Genomic DNA, 13436 nt, shown 5'->3' with positions numbered 1-13436 from the left:
CTGGCGCCGGTGTCGGGGCTACTCGTTCAGCAGTTCGATGCGGCTGGCCTGCCGCCGCGCCTGCGCCTCCTCGAGCCCGGCGAAGTCGAACAGCTCGCGGTCGGCCAGCTGCGACGGTGCCACGTTGGTCACCGCCTTGAACATGCTCTCCAGGCGCCCGGGGTGCTTCTTCTCCCATTCGGCGAGCATCTCCTTGACCACCTGGCGCTGCAGGTTGGGCTGGGAACCGCACAGGTTGCAGGGGATGATCGGGAAAGCCATCAGCCGGGCAAACTCGGCGATATCCGCCTCGCGGCAGTAGGCCAGCGGGCGGATCAGGATGTTCTTGCCGTCGTCGGAGAGCAGCTTGGGGGGCATGGCCTTGAGGCTGCCGCCGAAGAAGAGGTTGAGGAACAGCGTCTCGAGGATGTCCTCGCGATGGTGGCCCAGGGCAATCTTGGTGGCGCCGATCTCCTCGGCGAAGCCGTAGAGGGAGCCGCGGCGCAGCCGCGAGCAGAGCGCGCAGGTGGTCTTGCCCTCCGGCGTCTTCTCCTTGACCACCGAGTAGGTGTCGCGCTCGAGGATATGGTACTCGACGCCGATGGACTCGAGGTACTCGGGCAGCACCTGCTCGGGGAAACCGGGCTGCTTCTGGTCGAGGTTGACCGCCACCAGCGAGAAGTCGATCGGGGCGTTGCGCTGCAGGCTGCGCAGGATCGAGAGCAGGGTGTAGCTGTCCTTGCCGCCGGAGAGGCAGACCATCACTCGGTCGCCCTCGTGGATCATGCCGTAGTCGATGATGGCGTTACCGACCTGGCGGCGCAGGCGCTTCTGGAGCTTGTTGAACTCGCGCCTGCCCCGCGCATCCAGGGCATCGAGGAGCGGCGAGGGGGCCTCCTGCTGCGGGGAGCCCCCGGCGGGGGCCTCGGCGTCGGTGTCGCGGGGGTCGAAGATCACGGCGTCTTGCATGTCGGTCGGCGCTGCCAGTGCGGGCAAAAATGACGGGCGCCCATCCTACCATCGCCGGCGACGTCAGGCGACGCCGTCACGCCTCAGGCATCGCCCCGCAGGGCACTGGCCTCGCGCTCCAGGCGCAGGAAGATCAGCGCCGTGGTCACCGCATCCCCCAGCGCCGTATGGCGCCCCATCACCGGCACGTCCAGCAGCTCGGCCACCTTCTCGAAGCGCGGCGCCGACTCCACCTCGGGATGGCGGCGGCGCAGGCGGCGCAGATAGTGCTGGGCCACGTCGATGGTGGCGTTGGGCAGCTCGAAGCCGACGCGCGGGCGCAGCTCGCGATTGAGGATCGCCAGGTCGAAGTCCAGTTGCCAGCCCACCAGCGGGCGATTGCCGACGAAGTCGAGCAGGCGCTCCAGCGCCTCGTCCACCGCCATGCCGCCCTCCAGGTCGATGCCGCGCAGGCCGTGAATGCGGATCGAATCGCCACACAGCGAGGCCGGGCGCGCCAGGCGCAGGTCCAGGGATTCGCTGGTCAGCACCCGGTCGCCACGCACCTTGACGGCGGCGATGGAGACCAGCTCCGCGCTGCGGGTATCGAGCCCGGTGGTCTCGGTATCGATGACCACCATCTCGTCACCGGTATAGGGGTGAAAGAGCCAGGCGTAGTCGCCGTTGGCGTGCCGTCTTCGGTCGGCAGCGCGCCGCAGGACCTTGAGCATGAGGGGTCTCCTGTTGTGATTGTCGTTCCTTCGTGCATCGTCATGCCTTCGTGCAAGCTCAGGCCGTCACGAATACTCCAGATGAAAGCGGTGCGAGAGGCGCTGCTTGAAGTCCTTGACGATATGCAGCGCCTCGCGCAGCAGGTCGCGCTCCAGCGAGGAGAGCTCCTGCACCACCACGCGGTCGGGCTTGCGCTCGCCACCGCTGTCCAGATGGGCGAGCTGCTGCTTGAGGCGCAGCTCGGTGAACAGCGACAGCGCCTCCCCGAGGTCCTCGGCGAAGCGCGGCTCCAGGCGGCCATCCGCCGCCAGGGCGTCCAGCCGCTCCAGAGTGGAGGTCGGCCGGATGCGCCGCTCCAGGGCCATCACCCGCACCCCGTGAACGATGGGGAAGATGCCGCCCTTCTTGATGTCGATGCCATGCTGGGGCCGCTTGAGCGAGCCGAACAGGGTCAGCGGCGTGGAGAAGCGCAGGATGGTGCGGGCAAAGTAGGAGAGCAGCAGCTCGTCGCCGGAGCAGCGCGCGAACAGCTCGTCGCGCACCCGGTCGAGCAGGGCCGGGTTGCCGGCCACCGCATGGGAGTCGAGCATGATCGCCAGCTTCATCAGGCTGTCGCCGTCCCGCTTCTCGGCCCAGCGGGCGATGCGCTCGCGCCACTGGGTCACGGTGCCGACCCACTCGGGGTTGGAGACCATGATGTTGCCGGGGCAGGGCGGGTAGCCCAGCTCGATCAGGGTCTCGGTGAGCCGCTGCATCTGCTCGGCGCAGTTGGGCCATTCCAGATCGTCGGTCAGGATCAGGCCGTTGTCCTGGTCGGTCTTGAGGATCTGCTCGCCGCGCCCCTCGCTGCCCATCACCATCAGGCAGCTGTCGCGGTGGTAGCGTTCGTCGACCAGGAAGCCCCAGGCCTTGTGCATGATCCGTCCGTTGAGCGCCGCCAGCAGGCCCATGGCGAAGCGCAGCTTGACCCCCTGGGCCATCAGCGCCTTGACCAGCTCGGGCGTGCGGCGACTGGCGGCGGCCAGGGCCTCGAGGCTCTCGGCCTGCTCGACCTGCAGGCTGACCACGTAGCTGCGGCTCGAGAAGTAGCTGAGCACGTCGGTGAGCTCGACGACCCCCACCGGCGCCCCCTTCTCCACCACCACCACCCGCTCCACCTTGTGGCGGGTCATGACCACCAGCGCCTCGAACAGGTACTGCCCCGGCCCCACCGTGATCAGCTCGGCGCTGCCGATCCCGTCCAGGGCACTGTCGCGGTCGCGCTCCTCCACCACCAGGGCGTTGAGCAGGTCGGTCTTGGTGATCATGCCGGGGCCGGCATCACCCGCCACCAGCAGGCTGTCGGCATGGCGCTCGTTGATGGTGGTCACCGCCTCGGCGATGGTCGTGGCGGCCGGCACGATCAGCGGCTCACGCATGCACTCGTCGACCCGGGCCAGCATGAAGCCGGCCATGGTCACCCCGCCTTCGGCACGCTGCTCGGTCAGCAGGCGCGCCTTGTGGGCCAGGGTCTGGCGGAAGAACTCGGCGAAGGGGGGACAGTCATCGCAGAGCTCGAGAAAGAGCGCCTTGGGCAGCAGGTAACAGAGGCTCTCCTGCTCCGCACGGAAGCGGTAGCGGCTCTTGCCGTTGAGAATGCTGATAGCGCCGAACAGGTCGCCGCGGGTGTAGTGGCCGATGCGCGAGCGGGCCGCGGGCAGGGTGGGGTCGACTTCCGCCACCTCCCCCTTGTGGATCAGGAAGAGGTTCTCACCGGCCTGCCCCGTTTCGAGGATGATCTCGTCGCGATCGAAGTAGGCCAGGTCCACGCCCTGGCGAACCCGCTCGCGGCCTGCCTCGTCGAGCAGGGTGAACGGCGGTTGGGAAAGATCGACCTCGACCATGGCGCAGACCTCGCGGGCGGCATCCCGACTCGGGCCTCCCTGTCGCGCCACCGCCAGCAGGCGATCGACAGACGAGGGGGCCGGAGAGGAAAACGGCGTTGTGGCCGCCACCAGATGATTGTTGGGGTTGTTGTTGGGTCTCGTAGGACTGGTGGCAGCATAGCAACCTCCCTGTCGCCCTTATAAGCTAGACGATCGTCTCCCCCTTTGGCCCCCTATACGATCGTCCAAGCCTCGCCCGCGAACGCAGCGACCCTGCGACTTTGGTCTTCCTCCGCCTCCTTAGACGATCGTCCAAGCCGTGTCGCGCCCGCCCCCGACCGCCCCTCTCACACCCCCTATACCATCGTCCTAACCTGGCTGACGTACCTCGTGTAACTCAGCAGAAACACGCCCCCATCCTTTTGATTGACAAGGATTCGTTGACACCGCATTGAATCGTATTTTTCTCATGATACGAAAGTCTGGGATTCATTTTTGCCACTCATTGCCCACTATCCACCATGCATCATGCAGGGCAATCGCACGACAACGATGCCTGCCGATACCGGCGGGATCTGGACCACGCCCATCGGGATCAGCCCCCGGGCTCGCAAGGGCCTGACACACGACATGCGATTGCCCTGGTGACCCGCAACCGACAGACCCCCAGTTCCCAACCCCACCAATAACAAGTGGAGAACACGACAATGGCAGAAGAGAAAGTCGATTCGTCCGAATACTGGAAGGCGAACGTGCGCCTGATCACGGGATGCCTGATCGTCTGGGCCTTCGTCTCCTACGGAATGGCGATCCTGTTCCGGCCCCTGCTCTCCGGCATTCCCGTGGGCGGCACCGATCTGGGCTTCTGGTTCGCCCAGCAGGGCTCCATCCTCACCTTCATCGTGCTGATCTTCTTCTACGCCTGGAAGATGAACAAGCTCGATCAGAAATTCGGTCTGGGGGAGTAAGCCAGCATGAGCCAATTTGCCATCAACCTGCTGTTCGTAGGGGCCTCCTTCGCCCTCTACATCGGCATCGCGATCTGGGCCCGAGCGGGCTCCACCAAGGACTTCTACGTGGCGGGCGGCGGCGTCCACCCGATCACCAACGGCATGGCCACGGCGGCCGACTGGATGTCCGCGGCGTCGTTCATCTCCATGGCCGGCCTGCTGGCCTCCGGCGGCTACGCCAACTCAACGTTCCTGATGGGCTGGACCGGCGGCTACGTGATCCTGGCCATGCTGCTGGCGCCCTACCTGCGCAAGTTCGGCAAGTTCACCGTGCCGGACTTCATCGGTGACCGCTTCTACAGCAAGGCGGCGCGCCTGGTGGCCGTCATCTGCCTGATCGTGGCCTCCGTGACCTACGTCATCGGCCAGATGACCGGTGCCGGCGTGGCCTTCTCGCGCTTCCTCGAGGTCTCCAACACCTGGGGCATCTGGATCGCGGCCTTCATCGTGTTCCTCTATGCGGTATTCGGCGGCATGAAGGGCATCACCTACACCCAGGTGGCCCAGTACATCGTGCTGATCATCGCCTACACCATCCCGGCAGTGTTCATCGCCTTCCAGCTGACCGGCAACCCGATTCCGATGTTCGGCATGTTCAGCACCCACACCGAGTCCGGCGTGCCGCTGCTGGCCAAGCTCGACGAAGTGGTCAGTGCCCTGGGCTTCCGGGACTACACCGCCGACGTGGACAACAAGCTCAACATGGTGCTGTTCACCCTGTCGCTGATGGTCGGTACCGCGGGCCTGCCCCACGTCATCATCCGCTTCTTCACCGTGCCGAAGGTGGCCGACGCACGCTGGTCCGCCGGCTGGGCCCTGGTGTTCATCGCCCTGCTCTACCTGACCGCACCGGCCGTGGGCTCCATGGCACGCCTCAACCTGATGACCACCGTCTATCCGGAGATGTCCGGCCAGGTCGAGGACTACGAGGCGGCCACGGCCAACCCGATCCTCTACGAGGAGCGGCCTGACTGGGTGCGCACCTGGGAGGAGACCGGCCTGATCACCTTCAACGATCTCAACAACGACGGGCGCATCCAGTTCTACAACGATGCCAACCCGGAGTTCGCCGAGACCGCCGAGTCACGCGGCTGGGAAGGCAGCGAGCTGTCGGTCAACAACGACATCCTGGTACTGGCCAACCCCGAGATCGCCAACCTGCCGGGCTGGGTCATCGGCCTGATCGCCGCCGGCGGCATCGCGGCGGCCCTCTCCACCGCGGCAGGCCTGCTGCTGGCCATCTCCTCGGCCATTAGCCACGACCTGATCAAGACCATGATCAACCCCAACATCACCGAGAAGGGCGAGATGCTGGCGGCGCGGATCTCCATGGGCGGTGCCATCCTGCTGGCCACCTACCTGGGCCTCAACCCGCCAGGCTTCGCCGCCCAGACGGTGGCCCTGGCCTTCGGTATCGCCGGCGCCTCGCTGTTCCCGGCGCTGATGATGGGGATCTTCTCCAAGCGGGTGAACAACGTGGGTGCGGTCGCCGGCATGCTGACCGGTCTCATCGCCACCCTGCTCTACATCTTCACCTACCTGGGCTGGTTCTTCGTGCCGGGCACCAACATGCTGCCCAACACCCCGGACAACTGGATCCTGGGCATCTCCCCGCTGTCGTTCGGTGCGGTGGGTGCGATCATGAACTTCGCGGTGGCCTTCGCACTCTCCAGCGTGACCAAGGAGCCCCCGCAGGAGATCCAGGACCTGGTGGAGAGCGTGCGCTATCCCAAGGGTGCGGGTACCGCCGTCGACCACTAACCTCCCGAGGCTTTCTGGGCCATAATGGCCCCCTGGCCCGGTTCGCCGGGCCAGTCAACCTCCACCGATCGGGCTTCCCTAGGGAAGCCCGATCGCTTTGAGCAAGGACACTTCATGATTTGGCACTTGATCGCGGCGGTCTTCGCCGGCCTCGGCGCCGCCGGCATCGGCATGCTGCTGCGCATGGCCAGCGGCAAGCGACTGCCGACCTGGATCATCCCGGTGTTCGGCGGGCTCGGCATGCTCGGCTACCAGATTCACTACGAGTACTCGTGGTTCTCCCACAAGCAGGCGCAGCTGCCGGCCACCGCCAGCGTGGTCGAGGTCGAGCACGGCTCGATGTTCTGGCGCCCCTGGACCTACGCCTTCCCCATGGCCAACGCCTTCAGCGTGGTGGATCGCGACAGCATGGCCGTGCGCGATGCAAACGGCGAGCGGCTGGTGGAGTACATCCGCTACCGCTTCGAGAAGCAGCACGTGGACCTGGTCACCCATCAGGCCTGGCTGATCAACTGCGCCACCCGCGAGACGCTGCCCCTGATCGGCGAGGAGCGCCGGCCGCGCTTCGAGGCGATGCGAGCGCTCGACGAGGACGATGCCCTCTACCAGGCGCTCTGCCGGGAGACCTGAGGCCCCGCCGCCTGCCTTCCCGGGTCACATTGCCCTAGAATGGGCGCCAGACTCGAGGGAGAAAGCCCATGTTCTCAGGCTGGCTGCTGGTTGCCATATCGCTGCTCTATATCGCCGTGCTGTTCGGCATCGCCTGGCGGGGCGATCGCCGGGCCAAGGAGCGCGGTGCCAGCCATCGCCGGCCGATCATCTACAGCCTGGCGCTGGCCATCTACTGCACCTCCTGGAGCTTCTACGGCGCCGTCGGCCAGGCCGCCACCGGCGGCTGGTCCTTTGCCAGCATCTACGTGGGGCCGATCCTCACCTTCCTGCTGTTCTGGCCGGTGCTGGCCAAGATGATCCGCGTCGCCAAGCACCAGAACGTCACCTCCATCGCCGACTTCATCGCCTCGCGCTACGGCAAGACCCAGTCCCTGGCGGCCTTCGCCAGCCTGGTGGCGCTGATCGGGGCCCTGCCCTACATCGCCCTGCAGCTCAAGGCGGTCTCCACCTCCTTCAGCGTGCTCACCGCTGCCGGTGACCCCACCCATACGCCGCTGTTCGCCGACACCGCCTTCTACGTGGCGGTGGTGATGGCCGCCTTCGCCATCCTCTTCGGCACCCGGCACACCGACGCCACCGAGCACCACGAGGGGCTGATCCACGCCGTGGCCTTCGAGTCGCTGGTCAAGCTGCTGGCCTTCATGATCCTCGGCGCCTACGTCACCTGGGGCATGTTCGGGGGCCTCGCCGAGCTCTTCGCCCACGCCGAGGTACAGCTGGAGCTGCAGCGCCAGCTGGTCCAGCAGGACTTCGGCCAGAGCTTCTGGGCCCAGACCCTGCTGGCGATGCTGGCGGTGCTCTGCCTACCCCGCCAGTTCCACGTGGCGGTGGTGGAGAACACCCACCGCGACGATGCCGCCAAGGCGCGCTGGCTCTTCCCCCTCTATCTGGTGCTCTTCGCCTTCTTCGTACTGCCGCTGGCCGCCGCCGGCCTGACCCTGTTCGCCGACAGCGGCATCGAGCCGGACACCTACGTGCTGGCGCTGCCCATGGCAGCGGGCAGCGAGTGGCTGACCCTGCTCACCTTCATCGGCGGCTTCTCGGCGGCCACCGGCATGGTGATCGTGGCCGCGGTGGCCGTCTCGATCATGATCTCCAACGAGATCGTCATCCCGGCGCTGTTCCGCCTGCGCTGGTTCGACACCAAGGCCCGCGACTACGGTCGCCTGGTGCTGCGCGCCCGGCGCCTCACCATCGCCGCGGTGCTGGCCATGGCCTACGGCTTCTACCAGCTGATCGGCGAGTTCACCTCGCTGGCCTCCATCGGCATGCTCTCCTTTGCCGCCGCCGGCCAGTTCGCCCCGGCGCTGATCGGCGGGCTCTACTGGAAGCGCGGCAACCGCCTGGGGGTGATCATCGGCATGAACGCCGGCTTCGCCATCTGGGCCTACAGCCTGCTGATGCCGGCCATGATCACCGCCGGGGTACTGCCCGCCCACTGGATCGACGGCGGCCCCCTGGGCGTTGCCTGGCTCTCCCCCACTTCGCTGTTCGGCCTCAACGTGGGGGACAGCTTCACCCACGGCGTGATGCTCTCCCTGGGGGTGAACCTCTTCTGCTACATCTTTGTCTCCCAGATCACCTCCCAGCGGGTGGTGGAACGCATCCAGGCCTCGCTGTTCGTGGACAGCGTGGAAACCCGCCAGACCTCGGTGAACCGCCCCTGGACCGGCGCCACCACGGTCGGCGACCTCAAGGTGCTGTGCGAACGCTTCCTCGGCGCCGGCCAGGTGCAGCGCGCCTTCGACGACTACGCGCGGCGCAACGGCAAGCCGCTGGAGGACGGCACCCGCGCCTCCATCGACGTCATCCAGTTCACCGAGCGCTTCCTCGCCTCGGTGCTCGGCGCTTCCTCGGCACGCATCGTGGTGAACTCGGCGCTGCAGGGCCGCGGCATCGGCATCTCCGACGTAATCTCCATCGTCGACGAGGCCTCCCAGGTGCTGGAGTTCAACCGCGCTCTGCTCCAGGCCACCATCGAGAACATCAACCAAGGCATCAGCGTGGTCGACCAGAACCTGCGCCTGGTGGTGTGGAACCAGCGCTACCTGGAGCTGTTCCGCTTCCCCGACCACCTGATCCGGGTCGGCGCGCCGATGGACAAGATTTTCCGCTACAACGCCCACAACGGGGAGTACGGCCCCGGCGACCCCGAAGAGCACGTCCAGCTGCTGCTCGACAATATCCGCGAGGGCCAGCCCCACCGCTACGTGCGCTACCGCCAGGACGGCAGCGTGCTGGAGGTGCAGGGCAACCCCATGCCCGGCGGCGGCTTCGTCTACACCTACCAGGACATCACCCAGCAGAAGCGCATCGAGGAGGCGCTGATCCGCTCGGAGAACAACATCCGCATCTACACGGACAACGTGCCCGCGCTGATTGCCTACTTCGACAAGGAGTGCCGCTACCTCTTCACCAACCGCGCCTACGAGCAGGCCTTCGGCATCGACCGCAACGCGGTGATCGGCAAGCAGGTCCAGGACGTGGTGCCGCCGGAGATGGCCCGCGAGCGCGAACCCTGGATCGAACGGGCGCTGGCCGGCGAGCGGGTCAGCTTCGAGGTGTCGATCCGGCTGCCCGAGGGGCGCCGCTACATGCTGGTGACCTATACCCCCCACTTCGGCGACAGCGGGGCGATCCTGGGCTTCTTCGCCCTCTATCAGGACATCACCGAGCGGCGCCTGGCGGAGATTGCCCTCAAGGAGACCAACGAGACCCTGGAGGAGCGGGTCCGCGAGCGCACCCAGGCGCTCTCCGAGGCCAACGCCGCCCTGCGCCAGGAGAACCTCGTGCGCGCCGAGGCCGAGCTGGCGCTGCGCCAGGCCAAGCAGCTGGCGGAGGACGCCAACGCCTCTAAGACCCGCTTCCTGGCCGCCGCCAGCCACGACCTGCTGCAGCCGCTCAACGCCGCCCGGCTGTTCACCTCGGCGCTCTCCCAGGAGATGGAGCCCGAGACCATGCAGCGCACCATCGGCCATATCGACAACTCGCTGCAGGCCGCCGAGGAGCTGCTCGGCACCCTGCTCGATATCTCCAAGCTCGATGCCGGCGCCCTCACCCCCCGGCGCAGCCACTTCGCGCTGGCCGACATCTTCCGGCCGCTGCGCGCCGAGTTCGAGGTGATGGCGGAGGACCGCGGCCTCGACCTGATGGTGGTGCCGACCCGGGCCTGGGTCGACAGCGATGCCCAGATGCTGCGCCGGATCATCCAGAACTTCCTCTCCAACGCCATCCGCTATACCCAGGAGGGCCGCGTGCTGCTAGGCTGCCGTCGCCGCGGCGACCGCCTCTCCATCCAGGTGTGGGACTCGGGCCCCGGCATTCCCGAATCCAAGCAGGCGGAGATCTTCCAGGAGTTCCGCCGCCTCGACCAGGCCTCGCGCCACAAGGAGAGCGAGAAGGGGCTGGGGCTCGGGCTCTCCATCGCCGACCGCATGAGCCGGGTGCTCGACCACCCCATCACGGTGCGCTCGAAGGAGGGCTCGGGGACCATGTTCTCGGTCAGTGTGCCGATGGTGGCGGCGCGCAGCGAGGCACAACAGGCCGAGGAGGCCGCCTCGCCCAAGCGCGCCGGCAACAAGCTGGTCGGCACCCGGATCCTGTGCATCGACAACGAGACGCTGATCCTGGAGGGCATGAAGGCGATGCTCTCCGGCTGGGGCTGTGAGGTCTTCACCGCCACCAGCATCGGCGGTGCCAAGTCGGTGCTGCGCCACCTCGATGGCGACCCGGACGCGATACTCGCCGACTACCACCTGGACAACGAGGTGACCGGCCTGATGGCGCTGGAGGCGCTCTCCGAGCGGCTGGAGGGCGCGGTGCCGGGGATCGTGATTACCGCCGACCGCACCGAGGAGGTCGCCGAGGAGATCCGCCGTGCCGGCTACCAACTGCTACTCAAGCCGGTACGCCCCGCTGCCCTGCGCGCCCTGCTCACCCGCACGCTTCAGGCCAGCCGGGCGGCGCAGTAGTCGCGACACAACCAAGCGTTATTGGGCGAAGTGTTGGGAGGGGCGCTGGGGGCAAGCCGAAGAGGAGGTCCTACGCCAGGGATGGCGTCGGTAGCAATGGGATGGAGTCCTCCCCACCCTATATCGGCGTCATTGCGCCACACTGGTGGGCAGGAACACCAACCAGCCTGAGGGTGAGGAGAACTCGTCATGAACATTACCCGTGTCGGCGTCGATATCGCAAAGTCTGTTTTTCATGTCCACGGCGTCGATCGCCATGATCAGGTGCAGTGGCAAGGTAAGTACACCCGCGAAAAATGGCTGGATGAGGTCAGCAAGCGGGTGCCGGCGGGAGCCGAAATCGGCATGGAAGCCTGTGCCTCGTCTCACTACTGGGCGCGGGCCTTGCAGGAGCGAGGCTATCGCGTCAAGTTGATCGCCGCACAGTTCGTGACGCCCTACGTGAAGAGCAACAAGAATGACCGGGTCGACGCCGAAGCGATCTGTGAAGCCATGGGGCGGCCCAGCATGCGCTTCGTGGCCGTCAAGAGCGTCGCTCAGCAGGATACCCAGGCGGCACACCGCATTCGTGAAGAGCTGGTACGGCAGCGCACGGCCAAGGCCAATCAGATACGTGGGCTGGTGGGGGAGTATGGCCTGGTCGCTCCGGTGGGTATCGGTCAGTTGCGTGCCGCCCTGCCTCGCTGGCTGGAAGAGGCAGACAACGGGCTGACGGATGCCTTTCGTGTCCTGCTTGCCGGCCTTGCCGAGGATCTGCGACACCTGGATGAGCGCATCGCGACGGTCACGGCGAGCCTCGAGCGACAGGCCAAGGCAGACCCCGTGGCCAAGCGGCTGATGACGCTGCAGGGTATCGGTCCACTGACCGCCACCGCGCTGGCCGGCGCCCTCGGCGATGGCAAGAGCTTTCGGCGCGGGCGAGATTTTGCCGCCTCGCTCGGCTTGACGCCTCGACAACACAGCACCGGGGGGCGAGACCGCCTGCTGGGCATCAGCAAACGCGGCGACAGTTACCTGCGCAAGCTACTGGTGCATGGTGCGCGATCGGTGCTCCGGCATGTGGGTACCAAGGACGACGGCCTGAGCCAGTGGGTCAGGCACCTGGCCGAGCACAAACATGCCAATGTGGCGGTCGTCGCACTGGCCAACAAGACGGCACGTATCGCCTGGGCGGTAACCCGCCATGAGAGCGCCTATGATGCGTCGCTGGCGTCCCGGCTTTCGGCATGAAAAACCATTGGATTTAGCACGTTAATATAATATTGAGCACCGTCCACCACGATTGCTGAGCATGCTGCAGGATGGCGAACAGGTCGAACCGACGTCAGACAACCCCTTCTGGACGCTGAGCCTTTTGAGCTCGAGGTAGCGATTGGGAGCTGACGTGCGGATAGCCCATCAAGGTCCGATGTTCATGAGAGCATCATTACTGAGACCGGATATACGTGTGCAGTCGTACCTACCGACCATCGTGCCTCGTGCTTGCAAACGGGGAGGACTCCATATACGTACAGGGAAGTATTCACAGCGCCTCCTCGCAGGCTTGCCGCCAGATCAGCCCCGAAAGCTCGGCCGCCTGCGCCAGCCATTTGAATACGGCACCAACGCAAAAGACCCACCGATTGGTGGGTCTTTTGCGTTTCCTTTAGGCTTGCGCCTTGGCGCCTGGCGTCAGGACTCCACCTTCGGCGGCTCCACCTCGAGCTTCTGGGCGGCGATCACCGCCTGGGTGCGGGAGTGCACGCCGAGCTTGCGCAGGATGGCGGTGACGTGGGCCTTGATGGTGGCCTCGGAGACGCTGAGCTCATAAGCGATCTGCTTGTTGAGCAGGCCCTCGGTGAGCATGTTGAGCACGCGGAACTGCTGCGGGGTCAGCGAGGCGATCGCCTCGGCGAACTTCGTCTCTTCCTCGTTGGCCTCGCCCATGGCCGCGGCCAGTTCGGCGGGCAGCCACACCTCGCCGTCGAGGATCTCGCCCACCGCCTCGGCGATCAGCTGCAGCGAGGAGGACTTGGGGATGAAGCCGGAGGCGCCGTAGTCGATGGCGCGGCGCACCACATAGGGCTCGTCGCTGCCCGAGACCACCGCCACCGGGATATCCGGGGTCTGGCCGCGCAGCTGGATCAGGCCGGAGAAGCCGTGGGCGCCGGGCATGTGCAGGTCGAGCAGGATCAGGTCGGCATCCGGATGGCGGGTGACCACCTCGGCGGTCGCCTCCATGGTGTCGGACTCGACGATCTCGGCCTGGGGGGCCAGCTGACGCAGCGCCTGGGTGAGGGCTGCGCGGAACAGCGGATGGTCATCGGCGACGATGAATTTCTGGGCAAAGGCCATGGATTCTCCTCCGGTTCCTCTGGCAGCGGGCATCGTCCGCCACTCGGGCTCTTGTATGACTGTGGGGCATGTTACCCCATGGCAGAGCCGATTCCCAAGCGCTCCGGCCACATTGTCGACAACATTGGCCAACGGATCAAAAAAGCCGGCCACGAAGGCCGGCT

The 13436-nt window shown here is 66.3% G+C and carries 9 protein-coding genes; 5 read left to right on the top strand and 4 right to left on the bottom strand.

Going from position 1 to position 13436, the window contains the following annotated elements; all coding sequences use genetic code 11:
* Nucleotides 1-18: 18 nt before the first annotated feature.
* The 3 genes from ttcA to HIR79_RS05225 all read right to left on the bottom strand — a co-directional run bounded on the left by ttcA (nt 19) and on the right by HIR79_RS05225 (nt 3542).
* Nucleotides 19-948: a tRNA 2-thiocytidine(32) synthetase TtcA gene (gene ttcA / locus HIR79_RS05235; RefSeq protein ID WP_169957526.1), complete on the bottom strand. Its 930-nt coding sequence runs from the start codon at nt 946-948 to the stop codon at nt 19-21.
* 83 nt (nt 949-1031) lie between these two features.
* Nucleotides 1032-1658 (bottom strand): 3'-5' exonuclease, encoded by a 627-nt coding sequence (locus HIR79_RS05230; RefSeq protein ID WP_169957525.1) that lies wholly within the window; start codon nt 1656-1658, stop codon nt 1032-1034.
* 66 nt (nt 1659-1724) lie between these two features.
* The gene (locus HIR79_RS05225) at nt 1725-3542 is read right to left on the bottom strand and encodes a putative nucleotidyltransferase substrate binding domain-containing protein (RefSeq protein WP_169959474.1); all 1818 of its coding nucleotides are present in this window, start codon (nt 3540-3542) and stop codon (nt 1725-1727) included.
* A 689-nt stretch (nt 3543-4231) separates the two neighbouring features.
* On the opposite strand from HIR79_RS05225, the gene HIR79_RS05220 reads away from it, so the two are divergent.
* The 5 genes from HIR79_RS05220 to HIR79_RS05200 all read left to right on the top strand — a co-directional run bounded on the left by HIR79_RS05220 (nt 4232) and on the right by HIR79_RS05200 (nt 12168).
* The gene (locus tag HIR79_RS05220) at nt 4232-4492 is read left to right on the top strand and encodes a DUF4212 domain-containing protein (protein WP_119021982.1); all 261 of its coding nucleotides are present in this window, start codon (nt 4232-4234) and stop codon (nt 4490-4492) included.
* A gap of 6 nt (nt 4493-4498) precedes the next feature.
* A complete protein-coding gene (locus tag HIR79_RS05215) occupies nt 4499-6295 on the top strand; it encodes a sodium:solute symporter family protein (protein ID WP_169957524.1) in 1797 nt (598 codons plus the stop codon).
* Between the two features lie 114 nt (nt 6296-6409).
* Entirely contained in the window at nt 6410-6925 is a 516-nt protein-coding gene (locus tag HIR79_RS05210; RefSeq protein WP_169957523.1) for a hypothetical protein, read from the top strand.
* Nucleotides 6926-6993: 68 nt separating this feature from the next.
* The gene (locus HIR79_RS05205; protein WP_169957522.1) at nt 6994-10938 is read left to right on the top strand and encodes a hybrid sensor histidine kinase/response regulator; all 3945 of its coding nucleotides are present in this window, start codon (nt 6994-6996) and stop codon (nt 10936-10938) included.
* A 189-nt stretch (nt 10939-11127) separates the two neighbouring features.
* Nucleotides 11128-12168, top strand: a complete 1041-nt coding sequence (locus HIR79_RS05200; RefSeq protein WP_169957516.1) for an IS110 family RNA-guided transposase — start codon at nt 11128-11130, stop codon at nt 12166-12168.
* A 441-nt stretch (nt 12169-12609) separates the two neighbouring features.
* Here HIR79_RS05200 and HIR79_RS05195 read toward each other — a convergent pair whose 3' ends face one another.
* The gene (locus tag HIR79_RS05195) at nt 12610-13272 is read right to left on the bottom strand and encodes a LuxR C-terminal-related transcriptional regulator (RefSeq protein ID WP_119021986.1); all 663 of its coding nucleotides are present in this window, start codon (nt 13270-13272) and stop codon (nt 12610-12612) included.
* Nucleotides 13273-13436: the final 164 nt, after the last annotated feature.

The organism is Halomonas sp. PGE1, assembly GCF_013000985.1.
Lineage (GTDB): Bacteria > Pseudomonadota > Gammaproteobacteria > Pseudomonadales > Halomonadaceae > Halomonas > Halomonas alkalicola.
The sequence above is the reverse complement of the archived record's forward strand: the minus strand, read 5'-3'. Positions and strand labels throughout refer to the sequence as shown.